Source organism: Streptomyces sp. CA-181903 (assembly GCF_050937075.1).
GTDB lineage: Bacteria > Actinomycetota > Actinomycetes > Streptomycetales > Streptomycetaceae > Streptomyces.
Genome location: NZ_JBNJLY010000001.1, coordinates 529484 through 549615, shown reverse-complemented (window position 1 = coordinate 549615; position 20132 = coordinate 529484). Strand labels below are relative to the sequence as shown.

The 20132-nt window shown below is 74.2% G+C and carries 12 protein-coding genes and 1 pseudogene; 9 read left to right on the top strand and 4 right to left on the bottom strand.

The window, feature by feature from the left end:
* Positions 1–45 precede the first annotated feature (45 nt).
* Genes ACQEVS_RS02420 through ACQEVS_RS02410 form a run of 3 tightly spaced genes read left to right on the top strand, consistent with a single transcriptional unit; the run spans position 46 to position 2163 of the window.
* Entirely contained in the window at positions 46–1575 is a 1530-nt protein-coding gene (locus ACQEVS_RS02420) for an MFS transporter (protein WP_433014462.1), read from the top strand.
* Positions 1553–1963, top strand: coding sequence for a TetR/AcrR family transcriptional regulator (locus ACQEVS_RS02415; protein WP_433014459.1), 411 nt, complete (start codon positions 1553–1555; stop codon positions 1961–1963). Before ACQEVS_RS02420 ends, ACQEVS_RS02415 begins: the two co-directional genes overlap by 23 nt.
* Entirely contained in the window at positions 1888–2163 is a 276-nt protein-coding gene (locus tag ACQEVS_RS02410; RefSeq protein WP_433027201.1) for a hypothetical protein, read from the top strand. The genes ACQEVS_RS02415 and ACQEVS_RS02410 overlap by 76 nt, the downstream gene beginning before the upstream one ends.
* Before the next feature lie 61 nt (positions 2164–2224).
* On the opposite strand, the gene ACQEVS_RS02405 is transcribed toward ACQEVS_RS02410, so the two are convergent.
* Positions 2225–2779 (bottom strand): MarR family winged helix-turn-helix transcriptional regulator, encoded by a 555-nt coding sequence (locus ACQEVS_RS02405; protein ID WP_433014456.1) that lies wholly within the window; start codon positions 2777–2779, stop codon positions 2225–2227.
* 147 nt (positions 2780–2926) lie between these two features.
* On the opposite strand from ACQEVS_RS02405, the gene ACQEVS_RS02400 reads away from it, so the two are divergent.
* Positions 2927–4582 (top strand): MFS transporter, encoded by a 1656-nt coding sequence (locus ACQEVS_RS02400; protein WP_433014453.1) that lies wholly within the window; start codon positions 2927–2929, stop codon positions 4580–4582.
* A 263-nt stretch (positions 4583–4845) separates the two neighbouring features.
* Here the strand turns inward: ACQEVS_RS02400 and ACQEVS_RS02395 are convergent, their stop codons facing one another.
* Both ACQEVS_RS02395 and ACQEVS_RS02390 read right to left on the bottom strand, forming a co-directional pair.
* On the bottom strand, positions 4846–6033 hold the full coding sequence (locus ACQEVS_RS02395) for a carbohydrate kinase family protein (RefSeq protein WP_433014450.1): 1188 nt from the start codon (positions 6031–6033) through the stop codon (positions 4846–4848).
* 106 nt (positions 6034–6139) lie between these two features.
* A complete protein-coding gene (locus ACQEVS_RS02390; RefSeq protein WP_433014447.1) occupies positions 6140–7138 on the bottom strand; it encodes a LacI family DNA-binding transcriptional regulator in 999 nt (332 codons plus the stop codon).
* A 206-nt stretch (positions 7139–7344) separates the two neighbouring features.
* Here ACQEVS_RS02390 and ACQEVS_RS02385 point away from each other — a divergent pair, with 206 nt between their 5' ends.
* Together ACQEVS_RS02385 and ACQEVS_RS02380 are read left to right on the top strand one after the other, a co-directional pair.
* Complete coding sequence (locus tag ACQEVS_RS02385) at positions 7345–8388, top strand: zinc-dependent alcohol dehydrogenase family protein (RefSeq protein ID WP_433014444.1); 1044 nt, start codon at positions 7345–7347, stop codon at positions 8386–8388.
* The gene (locus ACQEVS_RS02380; RefSeq protein ID WP_433014441.1) at positions 8385–9758 is read left to right on the top strand and encodes an MFS transporter; all 1374 of its coding nucleotides are present in this window, start codon (positions 8385–8387) and stop codon (positions 9756–9758) included. Before ACQEVS_RS02385 ends, ACQEVS_RS02380 begins: the two co-directional genes overlap by 4 nt.
* Before the next feature lie 57 nt (positions 9759–9815).
* On the opposite strand, the gene ACQEVS_RS02375 is transcribed toward ACQEVS_RS02380, so the two are convergent.
* A complete protein-coding gene (locus ACQEVS_RS02375; protein ID WP_433014438.1) occupies positions 9816–10958 on the bottom strand; it encodes an SDR family oxidoreductase in 1143 nt (380 codons plus the stop codon).
* 357 nt (positions 10959–11315) lie between these two features.
* Between ACQEVS_RS02375 and ACQEVS_RS02370 the strand changes: the two are divergent.
* The 3 genes and pseudogenes from ACQEVS_RS02370 to ACQEVS_RS02360 form a co-directional block, all read left to right on the top strand.
* Positions 11316–15145, top strand: a pseudogene (locus ACQEVS_RS02370) (type I polyketide synthase); the annotation flags it as partial.
* Positions 15146–15408: 263 nt separating this feature from the next.
* Positions 15409–19380: an SDR family NAD(P)-dependent oxidoreductase gene (locus ACQEVS_RS02365; RefSeq protein WP_433014435.1), complete on the top strand. Its 3972-nt coding sequence runs from the start codon at positions 15409–15411 to the stop codon at positions 19378–19380.
* A 239-nt stretch (positions 19381–19619) separates the two neighbouring features.
* Positions 19620–20021 carry a hypothetical protein gene (locus ACQEVS_RS02360; RefSeq protein ID WP_433014432.1) on the top strand — a complete coding sequence of 134 codons (402 nt, stop codon included), beginning with the start codon at positions 19620–19622 and terminating at the stop codon, positions 20019–20021.
* Positions 20022–20132: the final 111 nt, after the last annotated feature.

Here is a 20132-nt window from a genome sequence, read left to right as displayed (position 1 = left end):
TCAGCGGATCCGGGTGCGCGCAGGTGGTGGGCCGTCGGAGCGCTCGTGCTGGCGTCCCTGGTCGTGGGCTTCGATGTGACGATCCTGAGCCTGGCCCTGCCGGCCATGGCCGACGACCTGGGCGCCGACAACGTCGAGCTGCAGTGGTTCGTCACGTCGTACACGCTGGTCTTCGCCGCCGGGATGATCCCGGCCGGCGTGCTCGGAGACCGCTACGGGCGCAAGAAGGTACTGCTCGCAGCCCTGGTGATCTTCGGCTTGGCCTCGCTGGCCTGCGCCTGCTCCACGTCGTCGGGCACGTTCATCGCCGCGCGGGCACTGCTCGGCCTCGGCGCCGCCCTGATCATGCCGACGACGCTGTCGCTGCTGCCCGTGATGTTCTCCGACGAGGAGCGTCCCAAGGCGATCGGCGCGGTGGCGGGCGCGGCGATGCTGGCCTACCCCCTCGGCCCGATCCTGGGCGGCTGCCTCCTCAACCACTTCTGGTGGGGAGCGGTGTTCCTGATCAACGTGCCGGTGGTGGTGCTCGCCTTCCTCGCCGTCTCCGCCTGGCTGCCGGAGTCCAAGGCGTCGCGGGCCAAGCGGTTCGACGTTGGCGGCCTGGTGTTCTCCAGCGCCGGTCTGGCCGCGATGACGTACGGCGTGATCCAGGGCGGCGAGAAGGGCTGGACGGACGTCAGCACGCTGGCGCCGCTGCTCGGCGGCCTGCTCGCCCTCGCCGTCTTCGTGCTCTGGGAGAAGCGGGCGGCCGACCCGCTGGTCGACCTGTCACTGTTCCGCTCGGCCCGGTTCACCTCGGGCACCCTGCTCGGCACGGTCGTCAACTTCACCATGTTCGGCGTCCTGTTCACGATGCCGCAGTACTACCAGGCGATCCTGGGCACCGACGCGATGGGCAGCGGCTTCCGGCTGCTGCCGATGGTCGGCGGCCTGCTCGTGGGCGTCTCCCTCGCCGGCAGGATCGCCAAGGCCGTGGGTCCGAAGGCCGCGGTCGCCCTGGGCTTCGCCCTCCTCGCCGCCGCCCTGTTCCTCGGCGCCACCACGGACACCGACAGCGGCACCGGCCTCGCGGCCGCCTGGACCGCCGCCTACGGACTGGGCCTCGGCTGCGCCCTGCCCACCGCCATGGACGCCGCGCTCGGCGAACTGTCGACGGAGAGCGCGGGCGTCGGCTCGGCGGTCAACCAGTCGATCCGCACCCTCGGCGGAAGCTTCGGCGCGGCCATCCTCGGATCGGTCCTCAACTCCGGCTACCGCGGCGGGCTCGACGTCGGCGACCTGCCCCGACGCGCACAGGACGCGACCCGGGACTCCGTCTTCGGCGGCCTGGCCGTCGCCCGCGCGACGAAGTCCTCCGCACTCGCCGACATGGTCGGCTCCGCCTTCGTCCACGGCCTGGACGTCGTCCTGGCGGTCTCCGCCGGCCTCGGCCTGTCCGGAGCCCTGCTCGCTGCGGTGATGCTGCCCCGGCGTCCTGATGATCGCCCCGGGCGTCCTGGTGGTCGCGCCCGGCGTGTTGGTGATCGCGCCACCGAGCCCGCAAAATCTCAGCATGAAGCCGAAGACGCAGCCTGACCGGGCCGAACCGGTGACCGGCCTGAGAGAACGCAAGAAGGCCAGGACCAAGGCCGCGATCCAGCGGGAGGCGGTGCGGATGTTCAGGGAACAGGGCTACACGGCCACGACCGTCGAGCAGATCGCCGAGGCCGCCGAGGTCGCCCCCAGCACCGTCTTCCGCTACTTCCCGACCAAGCAGGACCTGGTCTTCGCACACGACTACGACCTGCCCTTCGCGATGCTGCTCCAGGCGCAGTCGCCCGACCTCACGCCGATCCAGGCCGAGCGCCGGACCATCAAGTCGATGCTCGAGGACATCCCCCCGAGGAACTGGCCCTCCAGCGCGAACGCTGGGTCCTCATCACCTCCGAGCCGGAGCTGTGGGGGGCCGGCCTGGGCAACCTGAGCCGGACCATGGAGACCATGTCCGAGCAGGTGGCCAAGCGCGCGGGCCGCGACCCGGGCGACGCCTCGGTCCGCGCCTACGCCGGGGCGGTCTTCGGAGTGATGCTCCAGGTCTCCCTGGACTGGGCGAAGGACCCGGAACTGGACTTCGCCGCCGCCCTCGACGAAGCGCTGCTGTTCCTGGAGGACCTGCGTCCCTGACCGCGGCCGTCCCGACCCGGGGCCCCGCTCCCGGCCCGGCAGACCGCGCCCGGCTCCACCGTCATCCCGCCCGGTGCCGACGGGGTGCCTCGTCGGGGGCCGGCGGGAGCCCCGGAGTGGCGCCGGGCTCCAGTGCGCGGTACTCGTGCGCCAGCAAGGAGTCCATCGCGTCGCTCAGCCGCGCCACGAGCTTCCGGAGCTCCTCCAACCGCGCGCCCGGGTAACGGGACATGACCTCTTCCATCCCGGCGGTGTACGGGCCGAAGAACCGCATGGCCTGCGGCCGGACCTCGGGGCTGCTGCGCAGGGTGACGATCCTGCGGTCGGCGGCCTCCCGCCGGCGCTCCACGTAGCCCGCCTTCTCCAGCCGGTTGAGCAGCGCGGTGGTGGCTCCCGAGGAGAGGGAGACGCGCTCGCTCAGCCGGGCGGGGGACAGCGGCGTCCCCTTGTCCTCGGCGTACAGGATCTCGGTGAGCGCCACGGCGTCCGTGGAGTGGAGGCCCAGCCAGTCGGCGAACCGCCTGGTGAACTCCGTGTAGTTGGCGCCGAAGGTGCGCAGTTCCTCGAGGAGGCGGTGGTGGTCGGAGCCGCCGTCTGCCGCCGCATGCTGTGTCATGGTTCCTGTTCCCGTCCTTTCGGCCCCTTTTGCTTCATCGTAAAGGCTTTCCGCTGGGGAGTCACCGGGGGTTCGTTCGGCCGGACGGTGAAGTGGAGGCGGATGTGGGGGAGTTGACAGCCGGCGCGGCCACAAAATAACTTCACGATGGAGATACTTCAGAGTGGAGGTACTGTGAACGGCCCCGTGCAATCCCCTCCCACCCCACGCCAATGGCTCGGCCTGCTCGCCGTGTCGCTGGGCGTGGCCCTGATCGTGGTGGACGTCACGATCGTGAACGTGATCCTGGCCCCGATCATCGACGACCTGGACATCGGCTCCGTCGAGGCCCAGTGGATCCAGGAGTCCTATGCGATCTCCTTCGCCGCGCTCCTCCTGCTGACCGGCCGCCTCTCCGACGCACTCGGCGCGCGCAAGGTCTTCCTCCTGGGCCTGGCCGTCTTCGGCGTGACCAGCCTGTCGGCCGCCGTGGCGCCGGACGGCGGCGTCCTGATCCTGGCCCGCTTCCTCCAGGGGGTGGGCGCCGCCGCCATCCTGCCCACCTCCCTCGCCCTGGTGAACGCGTCGTTCACCGGCCGGGCGAGGGGGCGGGCCTTCGCGGTCTGGGGCTCCACCATCGGTGCCGCCGCCGCGGTCGGACCGCTGCTCGGCGGCCGGCTGGCCGACCTCTCCTGGCGCTGGGCCTTCGGCGTCAACATCCCCCTGGTGGCCCTGATCGTCGTCGGCACGCTCGTCCACCTCGACGCCTCACCGCGCGCCCGGGCCCGGATCGACGGGGTCGGCGGCGCGCTGTCGGTCGTCGGCCTCGGGCTGCTCGCGTTCGCCCTGATCGAGGGGCGCACCTACGGCTGGTTCGAGACCGTCAAGGCGCTCGACCTCGGCGCGTTCACCTGGAGCGCGGACCCGTCGCCGGTCTTCGTCGCCTTCGCCGTGGCGGCCGTCTCCCTCGGCCTGTTCTGGCGCCGGCAGACAGCCTTGGGCGCCACCGGAGGAGAACCACTCGTGGACGTGCGGCTGTTCGCCATCGGCACCTTCCGCAACGGCAACCTCGTCACCCTGCTGGTGGGAGTCGGGGAGTTCGGCATCATCGCGGTACTGCCGCTGTGGCTCCAATTCGCCCTCGGGTACAGCGCGTTCGAGACGGGCCTCGCCCTCGCCGCCCTGGCGGCAGGCAGCTTCGCCGCGAGCGGCGCCGGCTTCTCCCTGGCCGCGTCGGTTCCGGCCCTCCGGCAGGTGCGGGCCGGGCTGGTGCTGGAATCCGCCGGCCTGGTGCTGCTGGGACTGATCGCCGGCACGGACAGCGCCTGGTGGCTGATCGCCCTGGCCCTCTTCGTGTACGGCGCCGGCGTCGGCTTCGCCACGGCGCAGGTCACCAACATCGTCCTCGCCGACGTGCCGGCACACAGCGCCGGACAGGGCTCCGGCATCCAGAGCGCGGCCCGGGAACTGGGCTCGGCCCTGGGCATCGCCCTGCTCACCACCCTCTTCTTCAGCACGCTCGCCTCCGACCTGAGGGAGCGGCTGGGCGACGCCGGATTCCCCGGCGGGAAGGCCGGGCGGCTGAGCGACATGGTCACCGGGAGCGCCGGCTCCGTGATTCCGTCACTCGCCGACGACCCCGGCACCGCCGGCGCTGCCGAGCCCGCGCGGGAGGCCATGGCGCACGGGCTGGAGCTGGCGAGTTACGTCTGTGCCGCGTTGCTCGTCCTCGCGCTCGCGGCCACCCTGTCCTTCGGACCGAGGACATCCGCGGCGGCGGCCGTGGTCGAGGAGGACAGCCGGGGAGGACGGCGGCCGGACTGACGGGCCTTGCCGGCGGGGCCGGTGGACGTGGACCGAGGCCGGGTACGCCGTGGGCCGGACCGCCTCGGCCGGTCCCGGACCGGGGTGCCGCGCCGGACGAGCGGACCGGCGGCGGTCCGCGGGCGCCGGCCGACGCCGGGTGGGGCGCCCGGGGCGGGGAGCATCCGCCGGCTCGGCCGTGGCGACGGCGAACGACGCGCCGGCCCGGGGGCGTTCGCGGTGGGACGGGTGCGTTCGCGGCGCCGGGAACGGCCCCGGGCCCGTCAGACCGCCGCCGGCACCGCGAGTTCGGCGGCGTACGGCGGCTGGGCGCCCGCGCGGGAGCAGGTCGCGGCGGCGGCGTGGGCGGCGTAGGCGAGGGTGTCGCGCCACTGCTCCGCGGTGAGCGACGGGGACGGGGTGAGCGCGGCGTGGCCGTCGAGGCGGTGGAGGAGGGCGGCGTTGACCGTGTCGCCGGCGCCGATGGTGTCGACGACGGTCACCTTCTCGCCGGGGACGGACAGTTCGAGGCCGTCCCGGGTGAGGACGGTCAGGCCCGCGCCGCCGCGGGTGAGCACGACGGCGTACGGGCCGGCCGCGAGCCACTGCCGGACGGCCGCCGCCGGGTCGGCGGGCCCCGCGAGCCAGGCCGCGTCCTCCTCGGAGAGCTTGAGCAGGGTGACGTACGGCAGCCAGGAGCGGAAACGGGACCGGTAGGCGTCGGCGTCGGGAATCAGGCCCGGCCGGATGTTGGGGTCGAGGGCGGTGAACAGGCCGCCGTCCGACGCGCGGCGCAGCAGTTCCTCATAGGCCGAGGCCCCCGGTTCCAGAACGAGGGAGCAGGTGCCGAAGGACACCGCGCGGGCCGCCGCCGGGAGGGTTTCCGGCGTCCGGAAGAGGCGGTCGGCGGTGCCCTCGACGTGGAAGGAGTAGGCCGCGGAGCCGTCGGCTCCGATGTGCGCGACCGCCAGGGTGGTGGGCTCGGGGCCCCGCTGGACGAGCGAGGTGTCCACCCCGTCCGCCGCCAGGCCGTCGAGCAGCGCCTCGCCGAAGTGGTCGGTGGACAGCCGCGAGCAGAACGCGGCCGGGGAGCCGAGGCGGGCCAGGGCGATGGCGGTGTTGTACGGGCCGCCGCCGCGCCGGGGCCGCAGGGCGGGCAGTTCGGGGGCGGGCGCGGCCGGGGCGCCGGTGCGCGGGTGCCGCCCGCCGGACCTTCCCGTGCCGGCGGAGTGCTCGGCCCCGGTGTGCGTCCCGCCGTCCCGGTGCCCGCCGCCGGGTTCCGTGCCGACGGGCTCGGCCCCGGCACGCGTCCCGCCGTCCCGACTCCGCCCACCCGAACTCCCCGCCTCGGCACCGGAATTCGGGCCCGGACGCGTCCCCTCGTCCGAGCGCCCGCCGCCGGTCCCCGACGCGTCGGCGGCGGGCTCCGCGGGGACGAGGTCGATCAGGGCTTCCCCGGCGACGATGATCATGGTGGGAGGGGCCTTTCGATGCGGGCGGTGGGTGTCAGGGGCGGGATATGGCCGAGTGCCGTGCGTGAGTCCTACGATGCCGGGCGGGCAACCGGGTCGGGCAGGGTCAGCCGGCGCAGCCGCAGGAACTCCGGTGGACGAACGCGCACGGCAGCCGGAGGGTGCGCGGGGCGCGGTCGGGCTCGGCGAGGCGGTCCAGCAGCAGCCGGACGGCGGCCGCGCCGATCTCGCGGCTCGGCTGGGCGACCGCGGTGAGCCGGGGCTCGAACAGGTCGGCCCAGGAGAAGTCGTCGAAGCAGGCGAGCGCCATGTCGTCCGGGACGGACAACCGCGCGGTCCGCAGGGCGCGGAGGGCGCCGATGGTCATGGCGTTGTTGGCGGTGACCAGCGCGGTGGGCGGGGCGGCGAGCGCCAGCAGCCGGTGGACGGCCCGCTCGGCGCCCTCCGCCCGCGAGTCGCCGCCCACGACCAGTTCGGGGACGTACGGCAGCCCGGCCGCCGCCAGCCCGGCGCGGTAGCCGGCGAGCCGCTCCGTGGTGGTGCTCAGTCCGGGCGCGCCCGCTACCAGCGCGATCCTGGTGTGGCCCCGCTCGGCGAGGTGGCGGGCCAGCCGGGCCGTCGGCGCCTCGTTCTCCGCGCACACCTGGTCGTGGTCGCCGTCGACGAGACGGTCGAGGAAGACCGCCGGCACGTTGGTCCGCGCGAGGTGCTCCAGCATGGCGCCGGGGTCGGCGGACGGCGCGATGATCATGCCGTCGACGCGCCGCTCGTGCAGCAGCCGGACGGTCTTGAGCTCGTGTTCCGGGTCGTCGTGCGGATCGGTGATCAGCAAGCTGTACCCGGCCTCCAGGGCGCTCGCCTCGACGCCCTGGAAGATCTCGGTGAAGTACGGGTTGCTGATCGCGGAGACGGCCAGCCCGATGGACTTCGTGCGGGAGGTCACCAGGGAACGGGCCAGTGTGTTGTGCGTGTAGCCGAGTTCCGCGATGGCGGCGTGGACGGCGTCGCGGGTGGGCCGGCGTACCGGGCGGGTCTCGTTGAGGACGTGCGACACGGTGGCCACGGAGACCCCGGCGCGCCGGGCCACATCCGCCATCGTTGCCATGCTCCCGAGCCTCCCCGTGCGCCGGCGCCGCCGCGCCGCCGTTCGGCCCGCGACCCCGGTCGCGGACTTCTCCGATGTCCCATGTCGTCCGACTGTCGTCCGACCGGTCGAAGTTACCGCATCGCCAATCCGACGTAAACGCTTGCGCAAACGCTTACGTCGCGGTTACGTTCCCGCCACCACACGACGAAGTGAGGAGCGAACCCATGCGCGCTGTCCTGGTCACCGGTCCGGGCCGGGTCGAGGTGGCCGAGGTGCCCGACCCCGAGCCGGGCCCCGGCGAGGTGGTCGTCGAAGTGTCGTCGTGCGGGCTGTGCGGCACGGACATGCACATCCTCGGCGGCGAACTCCCCTCCGCCCGTTACCCCCTGGTGCCCGGTCACGAGCTGGCCGGCCGGGTGGTGGCACTCGGCGCGGGGGTGACGGGACCGGCGGTCGGCACGCGCGTCGCCGTCGACCCCAACCTGCCCTGCGGCGCCTGCCATTACTGCCGCATCGGCCGCGGCAACCTGTGCGAGAACTACAGCGCGGTCGGCGTCACCCGCGACGGCGGGTTCGCCGAACGGGTGGCGGTGCCGGCACGCTGCGCGTACGTCCTGCCCGACGGCCTCTCGGACGCGGCGGCCGGCCTCGTGGAGCCGCTGTCCTGCGCGGTGCACGGGCTGAACCGGCTGCCCCGCCGGCCGGGGGAGCACTACCTGGTCTACGGCGCGGGAACGATGGGACTGATGATGGCCGCGGTGGTACGCGGCGCGGGCGCCGCCTCGGTCTCGATGGTGGACGTCAACACGGACCGGCTGGCCTTCGCCGAGTCCTTCGCGGCGGACGCCGTGGCGATGGACGCGGGCGCCCTCGGCCGCCCGGAGGGCTTCGAGGTGGTGATCGACGCGACCGGCGTGGTCGCGGCGATCGAGGACGGGCTGACCAGGGTCCGGAAGGGCGGCACGTTCCTCCAGTTCGGCGTGGCCGACCCGGCCCGTACGGCCGCGTTCTCGCCGTTCGCCGTCTACAACCGCGAGATCGACATCATCGGCTCGATGGCGGTGCACCACAGCTTCCAGCCGGCGATCGACCTGCTCGCCGCCGGGCTCGACCTCGACCCGCTGGTCAGCCACGTCCACGGGCTCGACGACTTCGACGAGGCGGTGGCCGCCTTCCGCGCCGGCACCGGCCGCAAGATCCACATCGCGCCGGGCGCGCGGCCCGCGCACCCCGAGGCGGCGACCGAGGGAAGGGGCGGACGGGCATGAGCGGACCCGCGACGTCCGCCGCCGGCCCGCGCCGCTTCCCGGAACGGGTCGGCATCCCCCGGGCCCTCGGCTGGGGCTACATCGGCGTGCTGCTCTTCATGATCGGCGACGGGGTGGAGACCAGCTATCTGTCCAAGTACCTCGGCGACGACCTCGGCTTCTCCGAGACCGGCGCCGGCGCCGTCATCACCGTCTACGGCGTCACCGCCGCGATCGCCTCCTTCCTGGGCGCGGGCCTGCTGTCGGACCGGTGGGGCCCCCGCCGCGTCATGGCCGCGGGCGCCGCCGCCTGGGTCGTCTTCCACGTCCTGATGCTGGCCGTGGCGGTCCCGCTGGAGAACTACTGGCTGGTCATGGTCACGTACGGCCTGCGCGGCTTCGGCTACCCGATGTTCGCCTACGGCTTCCTGTCCTGGGTCATGGCGGTCGCGCCCAGGGACCACCAGAGCAAGGCCGTCGGGTGGTTCTGGTTCTCCTACAGCGCGGGCTACCCCATCATCGGGTCGTTCGTCTTCGCGGCCGCCACCCCGGCCCTCGGCTTCTACACCACGCTGTGGCTCTCCCTCGCCGTCGTTCTCGCCGGCTCCCTCGTCGTCCTGCTGCTGCTCCGGGAGCCGACCGGTTTCACCGGGCTGGCGCCGGGCCGCGACGCCCGGACCGAGCTGGCGGGCACCTTCCGCATCCTGTTCGAGAAGCCGAAGCTCGGCATCAGCCTGGTCATCCGGCTCATCAACACGACACCGTCGTTCGGCATGTGGGTCTTCATGCCCTTCTTCGTCCGGGACCTAGGGTTCGGGGACGGGGAGTGGAACGCCCTCCTGGTCGTCATGATGGTCGCCAACCTCTGCGCCCTGCCCGTCTTCGGCGTGCTGGGCGACAACTGGAGCGGCCGCAGGACCTGCGCGCTGTTCGGCGGCGTCCTCGGTGCGGCCGGCTGCCTGCTCTGCTACCAACTGCCCGCTGCGGCCGGCCACGCCTTCCTGCCGGCGGCCGTCGCGGTCGCCGTCTACGGCGTCGGACTGGCCGGTTACGTACCGCTGCCCGCGATGATGACGGCCCAGGCGCCCGAGCGCCGCGGCCAGGTGATGGGCGTCTACACCCTCGGCGCGGGCCTGAGCGTCGCCGTCGGTCCGCTGATCGGCACGGTGACGTACGGCTCGTTCGGCTTCCGGGGGTTGATGGTGATCTACGCGGCGCTGCTGTCGCTCAACGCGGTGCTGTGCCTGTGCGTCACCTCGCCGGGGGACGGATCGCCGGGGACGGGCCGCGGGAGGAGGGGGCGTCGGCGGGGAGTCCGGAGCCGTCGGACCGCGGGCACGGCGTGGCCGTACCCGACCCGCGCGGCGGGGCCGACGGGAACGTCCACATGACGTGAACACTCGTCAAGTCGCGGCGGTACAGGCGGTGTCGCGATGCGCCAGGGGGCGTCACGCGGCAGCGGGTACGGTCGGGCGCCGCAGGGCGCGCGCCAGATAGGCCCCGTCGACGGGGGTGGGGTCGGGGAGGCCGGGGACATCGGCGAGCAGATGCGCGCGGTCGTACGTGCGCCGCTCGCCGGAGAACGCCAGCCAGGGCGCGAACGACCTGGCGAGCATGGTCTCGTACGGGTCCGGGTCGGCGACCACGGGCGTCATGACCACCGTCACCCCCGGATACAGCGTCTCCAGAGCGTACTTCGCGTCCGCGAACCCGGTGTCGGAGGGGTGCGCGAGGTGCACGGCACGCACTCCCGGCCGGGGCCGGGCGCGGTGGGCGCGGGCCACGGCGACGGCGAGGTCGGCGGCGTCGTCGACGGAGAGCATGTTCACCCGGCCGCCGGGGTCCCCCGGCACCCGCAGCGTCATTCCGCTGCCGCTGAGGTCCTCGCCGGCGAGGAGACGGGCCAGGTACGGATCCTCGGCCGCGCGCTCCCGGAACGCCGTTTCGAGGACGCGGAGGAGCAGGGTGACCGTCTGCTGCGGCAGGTCCTCCGGGATGGACGCGTCGGTGACGAGCTGGGTCGGGCGCAGCACGGTGACGGGCCGGCCCGTGCGCGCGGACCACTGGCGTACCAGGCGTTCGGCGTGGTACTTGCTCTCCTCGTAGAAATTGAGGAAGCCCGCCTCGTCGCTCAGATCGTCCTCCAGGACGTGCCCGGTGCGCAGTCCGGCGACGAAGCCGGTGCTCATGTGGACCAGGCGCGCCCGCGGGGCCCGCTCGGCCAGCTCCAGGACGCGGCGGGTGCCGTGGACGTTCGTGGTGAACACCGTCTCCGGACGCCCTTCGAGGGCCACGTTCGCCGCGCAGTGCCAGATCTCGGTGCAGTCGGCGGTCACGTCGGCGCGCTCCTCCCCGTCCAGGCCGAGGCCGGGCGCGCGGAGGTCGGCCTCGACGTACCGCAGCCGGTCCAAGGCGCCTGGCGGGAGCGCCGGTTCGCGCAGCCAGGAGACGGCGGCCTCGGTACGCGACCGGAGCCGTTCGCGCGGCCCCCGGCCCAGGACGTGGACGGGCTCGTCGGTGTCCTCGGCGAGCAGGCGGCGGACGACGCGGCTGCCGAGGAAGCCGGTTGCACCCGTGAACAGGACGGACATCGCGGCCTCCTGATGAGACGTCGGTGCGGCAGGTGAGGCAACTCGCCGACGCTGTCGTTGAATCCTTGGACGGCAGCACACCACAACGCGGCGTCGGTCGCGCGAGGGTGCGCGCGCGATGCGTGGGACGCTCCGCACCCCACGCGGCGGGCATCACTCGTCAGGGTGGCGATGCGCGTCAACTGTGCATATCCCTCCAGGGGATGAAAGACGCGGCACGGGGGGTCATAAACAACACAGCGGGTCATAACCAGGGAGGGAATCGCATACCGGGCCCGCGGCCCGGGCCGCGGTCGCGTACGCGCGGGGGGAGCCGCGCCTCTCCGCCCGCCGCTACGACTTGGGGAGGAACCGCTCATGCCGCGTGCCGCCGCCGGTCCGCCACCCGTCGCCGTCGTGGGCGTCGCCCTGCGCCTGCCCGGAGGCATCGACAGCCTCGACGCCCTGTGGACCGCCCTCCGGGAGCGGCGCCACCTGATCGGACCGGCGCCTTCCGACCGGTTCGACGCCGACCGCTTCGTCGACACCTCGGCACCCAGGCGCGGCAAGAGCTACACCGCCGCCGGCGGCTTCCTGGAACGCGTGGACGCCTTCGACGCCGCCTACTTCGGCATCTCCCCGAAGGAAGCCCCCTGCCTCGACCCGCAGTACCGCATGCTCATGGAGCTGACCGCCGAGGCCCTCGACGACGCGGCCGTCGACCCCGCCGCACTCGCCGGCAGCGACACCGCGGTGCTGATCGGCATCTCCGACAACTCCTACGGCGCGATGCAGCTGATGGCGCCGCGCGCCATCCGCCCGTACACCATGGCCGGCGCCGCCTCCGCCATCGCCGCCAACAGCCTCTCGTACGCCTTCGACCTGCGCGGCCCGAGCATGGCCGTCGACACCGCCTGCTCCTCCTCGCTCGTCGCGCTCGACCGCGCCTGCCGCATGCTCCAGGACGGCTCGGTGCGGGCGGCGGTCTGCGGCGGCGCCAACATCCTGCTCAGCCCCCTGCACTACGTCGGCTTCTCCCAGGCGTCGATGCTCTCGCCCACCGGACGCTGCGCCGCCTTCTCCGACCGGGCCGACGGCTTCGTACGGGCGGAGGGCGGCGGTGTCGTCCTGCTCAAGCGGCTGGACGAGGCGCTCGCGGACGGCGACCGGGTGCACGGCGTCATCCTCGCCACCGGCACCAACAGCGACGGCCGCACCATGGGCATGGCCCTGCCCAACCCCGAAGCGCAGGAACGCCTGTTGCGCGACGTCTACCGGCGGGCGGCGGTCGACGCCGACGACGTGGTCTACTTCGAGGCGCACGGCACCGGCACGCCGGTCGGCGATCCGTGCGAGGCACTGGCCGTCGGCCGCGCCCTGGGACAGCGGCGCATCAGCGGGGACCTGCCGATCGGCTCGGTGAAGACCAACCTCGGCCACCTGGAGCCCGCCTCCGGCATGGCGGGGCTGTTCAAGGCCCTGCTGGTCCTCAAGCACCGCACGGCGCCGCCCTCGCTGCACGCGGAGACCCTCAGCCCGCACATCGACTTCCCCGGCCTCGGCCTGAGCGTCACCACCGAGACGCGTCCCCTCGCGGCGGTGGAACGGCCCGTCGTGGGCGTCAACTCCTTCGGGTTCGGTGGCGCGAACGCCCACGCCGTCCTCACCGTGCCGCCTCCGGCCACGGCGCGGCCGGCGCCCGCCGGTCCGCGGGGTGAGGGTCCGCCGGGCGAGAGCTCGCCGGTCGGGGGCTCGCCGGGCGAGGGGCTGACGGGCGAGGGGCTGCCGGTCCTCGCCTCCGCCCGTACCGCCGTGGCCCTCCAACAGGCGGCGGCCGCCTACGCCGACCACCTCCGTACGCTTCCCGCGCGGGACTTCTACGACGTGGCGCACACTTCGTGCCTCCGGCGCGGCAAGCACGAACACCGCGCGGTGGTCATCGCCCGGACCCCCGAGGAAGCCGCCGAGCAGTTCGCGGCGCTGGCCGCGCCGGACGCCGACGGGGAACCCGAGGGGCAGAGCGGCGGGCGCGACGAGCCTTCGGCGGAGCAGGCCGGCGGGTCCGCCGATGCGCTTGTGGAGCGGGTCTCCGTGCCGGCTGAGCCGTTGGCGGAGCAGGCCGGCGGATCCGCCGATGCGCCTGTGGAGCGGGTCTCCGTGCCCGCCGAGCCGTTCGTGGAGCAGACTTCCGCACGCGCAGAGGCTCCTGTGGAGCGGGTTTCCGTGCCCGCCGAGTCGTTCGTGGAGTCGATCTCCGCACGCGCCAGGACACTTGCGGAGGAGACCTCCGCACGCACCGAGACATCTGCGGAGAAGACCTCGGAGCAGACCTCCGCAAGCGCCGAAACGCCTGCGGAGCAGTCCACCGCACACGCCCGGCCGGCGACCGTCGGGCCCGTCCCCGCCGGGCCGGCCGACCGCCTCCTGCCCGCCGCCGGTGCCACCGCCCACGCCGTCGCGAAGGGCCGGATCGCCTTCGTCTACGCAGGCAACGGCTCGCCATGGGCGGGCATGGCCGCCGATCTGCTCGGCCACCCCGACTTCGCCGACGCCCTCCACCGCGTCGAGAAAGCCCTCGCACCGCACCTGGACTTCTCCGTCACCGACGTCCTGCACGCCGCACCCGACACGTGGAATCTGGAGCGCACCGAGATCGCGCAACCGCTGTTGTTCGCCGTCCAGGTCGCGCTCACGGCGCTGTTGCGCGAGCACGGCGTCGCACCGCACGCGGTCGTCGGGCACAGCGTCGGCGAGGTCGCCGCCGCCCACGCCTGCGGCGCCCTCACCCTCGACGAGGCGGCCCGCGTGATCGCCGCGCGCAGCCGCGCCCAGGCCGGCACCGCCGGTTCCGGCCGCATGGCCGCGCTCGGCCTGGCCCGCGCGGAGGCCGAAGCGCTCGTCGCGCGCTTCGACGGCGCGCTGGAGATCGCCGCCGTCAACAGTCCGCAGGACGTCACCGTCAGCGGCACCGCCGACGCCATCGCCGCACTGGTGGCCGAGACGGCGGAGGGCGACGCCTTCCGCAAGGACCTCGGGCTCGACCACGCCTTCCACAGCGCCCACATGGACCCCGTACGCGACACCCTCGCCGAGTCGCTGTCCGGCCTGGCGCCGGGCCGGTCACCGTGCCCTTCTACTCGACCGTCACCGGTCAACGCGCCCGGGGCGCGGAACTGGACGCCGGCTACTGGTGGCGCAACGTGCGCAGCCCCGTCCTCTTCGAGGCGGCCGTCACCCGCGCCCTGACGGACGGGGCGGACGTCCTCGTGGAAATCGGCCCGCACCCGGTGCTCCGCACCTACCTGCGCCGCATCGCCGCCGCCCGCCCCGAGCGCCGCACCGCCGTCGTGCCGACCCTGCGCCGAGGCCACGACGGGCCGCGTGCGGTGGCCACCGCGCTGGCCGCCGTGGCCGCGTCCGGCGCCGACATCGACTGGCACCGGTTCTTCCCGGCCCCCGCCTGCGTCGCGGACCTGCCCGCCTATCCCTGGCAGCGCGAACGCCACTGGATCGGCTCGCCCGAACTGTGGATCCGGTCGAGCGGCGACGGCGTCCTCCGCCACCCGCTGCTCGGCGAACGCCTCCCCGGGCCCGTGCCCACCTGGGAAGCCGTCGTCGAACCCGTCATCACGCCATGGCTCGCCGACCACCGCGTCGGGCCCTCCGTCGTCATGCCCGCCACCGGCTTCGCGGAGATGGCGCTCGCCGCCGGCCGCGAGGTGTTGGCGGCCTCCGTCGAGGTCCGCCACCTCGACATCCACAGCGCCCTGGTGCTGCCCTGGCCCGACGCGGGCGGCACGCACACCCAGGTCGCGCTCAACCCCGGTGACGGGAAGCTCACCGTCACCAGCACCACCGAGGACGGCGGCGAGCCCCGCACCCACGTCCGCGCCCGCGTCCGCACCCTGCTGCGCCCCCGGCCCGCGCCCCTCGACCTCGACGCGCTGCGCGCCGCCTGCCCCCAGGCGGTCGACGTGCCGCACCTCTACGACAGTTGCCGGAAGGTGGGTCTCAACTACGGCCCCGGCTTCCGGCTCCTCGACAGCGTGCACACCGGGGACGGGACCGTCGTCGCCACCTACCGCCACGACGCGCCGGGCGCGCCCTACACCGCCCACCCCGCCGTACTCGACGCCGCCCTCCAGGCGGGCATCGCCCTGGTGGCGGCCCGGCTGGGCGACGGCGACGGGTACCTGCCGGCCGCCCTCACCGCCGTCCGGGTCTGGGACACCCCGTCCCCCACGGCGTCATCCACCTGCGGGAGCGGACGCCCGGGTACAGCGAGAGGTGCTGGGACATCACCCTCACCGACGAGCACGGCGGGGTCACCGTCGAGATCGAGGGATGCTGGCTGCGGCGCTTCCCGGTCACGGCGCCCGTCCCCCTCGCCACGTACCGCACGGTCCTGCGCGCCGCCCCGCACCCCGACGAGCCGCCGGCGCCCGCGCCGCTACCGGCGCCTCACCGTCTTGTGGAGAGGGCCGCCGGCCGCATCGCCGAACTGCGCGCCGCCTTCGACGAGTTGCCGTACGCCCGCAACATGCAGCTGTACCGGGAACATCTGGCACGTCATCTGGCGGCCGCCGTGTCGAAACTGCTGCCCGACCCCACGCGTCCCTTCACCGTCGCCGACCTGGTCGACGTCGGTATGCTGCCCGGCCACGCCGAACGCTTCCCCTCCACCGCGGAGCGACTGCGGCGCCACGGACTGCTGGAGGCCGTCGAGCCGGGGACGTGGCGGCTGACCGGAAAGCCCGCCCCCGCGGAGCCGGCGGCGTGGGCACCGGAGACCCAGCCGTTCGCGGTCGAGACGGCCCTCTCCCAGCACGTCTGCTGCCGCCTCGACCGCATCCTGCGCGGGGAGGTACGCACACTCGACCTGTTCCTCGACGACGTGGCCTCCCGGTTCCTGGAGCAGTACTACGACACGGGAGTGACCTGCCGCTTCCACAACCGCGTCGTCCAGGCCCTGACCGAGGAACTGGTGCGCTCCTGGCCCACCGGCCGGCCGCTGCGCGTCCTCGAAGTCGGCGCGGGCACCGGAGCATTGACCGCGTCCCTCCTGCCCCTCCTCCCCGCCGACCGGACCCGCTACTGCTTCACCGACGTCTCCTCCTTCTTCCTGCCGCGCGCCCGCAGCCGGTTCGCCGACTACGACTTCGTCGAGTACCGCACCCTCGACTTCGACGCGGGCATGGCGGAGCAGGGATTCCACGCCGGCGGCTTCGATCTCGTCGTGGCGGCCAACGCCCTGCACGTGGCCAAGGACCTCAAGGGCTCTCTGCGCCGCCTGTCCACCCTGCCGGCTCCGGGCGGGTACCTCCTCGGCTCGGAGGCGCACGACCTCGAACTGCTCACGATCTTCGCGACCATGGACAGCTTCCACGCGCGCACCGACCTCGACGTACGCCCGGACGGCCCGCTGCTCACCCGCGACCAGTGGCCCGGCATCCTCCACGAGTGCGGCTTCTCCTCGACCGTGATGACCGGCGCGGAAACCGAGCCGCTGCGCAGCGACTTCTCCGTCTTCCTGACACGAGCGGAGGGAACCGCCGCACCCGGCCCCGCCGCGACGGCCGCTCCGCCGGACACCGCCGAGAGCACCGAACCGCCGACCACGGACGCGCACGCCGGGACCGTCCACCTCCTCGTTCCCCTCGCCTCCGCCGACGACGCGATGGCCCGGGCCGCCTGCCGGCTGCTGGCGCGCCGCGGGGCGCGCGCCCGGCTGGTCCCGCCGGCGGACGACACCCCATGGCAGGCCCTGCTCGGGACCGCCGGCGGCGACCGCGTGGCCGTCGTCGTGATCTGCGACCAGTCACCGTCCGACGACCCCGCGACGGTGACCGCGGACGCCACGCGGGCCATCGGCCGGCTGCGCGCGATCGCCGCCGCGCATCCCGGCCCGGGCACGGAACTGTGGCTCGTCACCCGCGCCGCACCATTCGACGCCGGGCACCCGGCCGGGGCCCACCTCGCCGACGTCGCGGCCTGGGGAGCGGCCCGCGTCCTCGTCACCGAGCAGCCCGACCCCACGCACCGCCGCGTCTGCCTGCACCGCTCGGGCGACGCCGGCCACGACGCCGAGCGTCTCGTCCGCGAACTCCTCACCCCCACCGAGGAGGACGAGATCCTGCTGACCGCCGAGGGCCGCTTCGTGCCCCGCGAAGAACAGCACACACCGACGGTGACCTCCCGTACGCCCGGCCCGGTCGAACTGCGCGTCGTCGACCCCGGCCTCGCCTACCGGCTCGCCTGGCAGGAGGCCCCCGCACACCGGCCCGGCCCCGGACAGGTCGTGCTGGCCGTCAAGGCCGCCGGCCTGAACTTCCGCGACGTCATGCAGGCCACCGGCCTCCTGCCACCCGACAACCTGCACGGCGTACCGCGCGAGGAAGTCCTCGGCCTGGAGAGCGCGGGCGTCGTCACGGCGTGCGGGCCGGGCGTCACACACATCAAGCCCGGTGACCGGGTCGCGGGCCTGACCATGGGGGCACTGGCCACCGAGATCGTCTGCGACGCCCGGCAACTCCTCCCGCTGCCCGACACGATGTCGTACACCGAGGCCGCCACCCTCCCGGTGGCGTTCTGCACCGTGCACTACGCCCTGCACCACCTGGCCCGCCTCAAGCCGGGCGAGACGGTCCTGGTGCACGGCGCGGCGGGTGGCGTCGGGATCGCGGCGCTGCGGTACCTCCGGGCACACGGGGCCAGGGCGATCGCCACCGCCGGGAGCGACATCAAACGCGACTGCCTGCGCGGCCTCGGCGTCGAGCACGTCTTCGACTCGCGCTCGCTCGACTTCTCCCACCAGGTCATGGAGGTTACCGGCGGCGAAGGCGTCGACATCGTCCTCAACTCCCTGGCGGGCGAGGCCATCGCCCGGGGCCTGGACGTGCTGCGCCCCGGAGGACGCTTCATCGAACTGGGCAAACGGGACATCTGCGAGGACGGGACCCTGCCGCTGCGCCCGTTCGCGAAGAACATCTCCTTCCACGCCCTCGACCTGACCACCGTCCTGCCCGACCCACGGCTGGCGGGACCACTACTCGACGACGTCACCCGGCTCATGTCCGGGGCCGGCTTCGGGGCGCTCCCGCACGCCGTCTTCCCCGCCGCCCGGGTCGCCGACGCCTTCCGCCTGCTCCAGCACTCCCGCCACTTCGGCAAGGTGGTCGTCGCCTTCGACCCGCTGGACGAACCGCTCACCGCACACGCCCTGCCCCGCACTCCCGCCCTCGACGCGGACGGCACGTACCTGGTGACCGGCGGCACCGGCGGCTTCGGCGGGGCGACCGCGTCCTGGCTGGCCGAGCTCGGCGCCCGTCACCTGGTGCTCGTCAGCCGGCGCGGCGCCGACCACCCCGAGGCGCCCGCCCTGCGCACGGCCCTGGCCACGCGCGGCGTCGAGGCCCGCTTCCGCGCCGCCGACTGCGCGGACCCGGACGCCATGGCCGCGGTCATCGCCGAGATCGACGCGAGCGGGCACCCGCTGCGCGGTGTGGTGCACAGCGCCATGCACCTCGACGACGACCCGCTGGCGGATCTCGACGACGAGCGGATCGCCGCCGTCCTCGCGCCGAAGCTGGGCGGAGCCCTGGTCCTCGACCGCCTCACCAGGGGGCGCGACCTGGACCTTTTCCTGCTCTACTCGTCGGCCACGGCCTCGGTCGGCATGTACCGCCAGTCCTCGTACGTCGCCGCCAACCTCGCGATGGAAGCCCTCGCCCGCGCCCGCCGCGCCCGGGGCGAGACCGCGCTCGCCCTGGCCTGGGGCGGCATCAGCGAGACGGGGTACAGCGCCCGCAGTGGTCTGCTGACCTCCCTCGCCGATTTGGGCGTCTCGTCGGCGACCCCGGCCGAGCTCCTGGGGCTGGCCGGCCGGCTCCTCGCGGCCCCCGGCGGGACGGAGCCGGTCGCCGTCGCCGGCCGCCTGGACTGGAACGCGACCCTGCTCCTGCCGTTGCTGCACACGCCTCGACTCGGGAAGCTGGTGCCCGAGCGCACCCGGGACGAGGACGGGGGCCGGGAGGAACTGCTGCGGCGCCTGGCGGGCATGACCGCCGAGGAGGCCCGGGCCTTCCTCGTCGAGCAGCTGACGGAAGTCCTCGCCGCGGAACTGGAGTTGGACACCGCCGACCTCGATCCGTACCAGCGCCTGGACCGCTACGGCCTCGACTCCCTGATGGCCACGCAACTGCTCGTCACCCTCAACCTCCGCTACGGCGTGGAGATCCCGCCCATGGAACTGCTGCGCAGCAACGGCACCGTCGCCGACCTGGCGGACATCATCCATCTGCGGCTGGGGCTGCAAGGGGGCGGAGAGCACGGTGCGCCCATGGCCGGGGAGGCGACGGCCGGCGTGCCACGGCAGGCATCCGGATCCGCGGAGGCGGAGACGTCCTCCGGAGAGCCGGAAGCGGTCGGGGCCGTCCGGGGGTGAGGCGGGCGGCAGGCCCGTCGCCGTTCTCGGCTCCGGCCGGAGGACGGCCGTCTGTGCCGGGACGCCCGGGACGAGCCGGTCCGCGCGGCCGACCCGGAACCGGCCCCTCCGGCCCCCGGACGACGCACCGGCCCTCGCCCGCCCGGTTTCGCCGCACGGAATCGTGGCACCCGCGTCTTGCCGGCGGTGACGGCATACGGCAGTGGCGGCCGCGGCGGACGGGAGGAACGGAGGACCTCATGACGGCGAAGGCGGGGGCGAACGGATTGCCGCTGGACGGGCCGTGGCCCGAGGCGGCGGGACGGCTCTGGCGGGACATGACCGGACTGGTGCGCACCGAGGCCGGCGGCCCCGGCGGCCCGCTGACCACGGCGGTCGGCCGGGCGCGCCTCGCCGGGACCGCGATGGCGCTGAGCGGCGCCCTGGGCGCGCTCTCCCTCGTCTCCGCACACCAGGCCCTGCTGCGGGCCACCGAGCGGATCATGCCGCCGTCCCGGGCGGCCTGGACCCTCGCGGCCGGCTACGCCGGGGCCGCCGTCGGCCTCACCCGCCTGCGGCGCTCCGCCTCCCGCGCGGCACGGCAGTCCTCCGCGGAGGCCGTGGAGCGGGTGCTCGCCGAGCTGGCCGCGTCGGGGGTGTGACCGGAGCGGGCCAACCGCCGAGGCGGGCCGGCCGCCGAGCCCGGCCACCCGCCCAAGCCCGGCTCGCCGCCGAGCGTGGCCGCGCGCCAAGCCCGGTCGACCGTCCGCCCG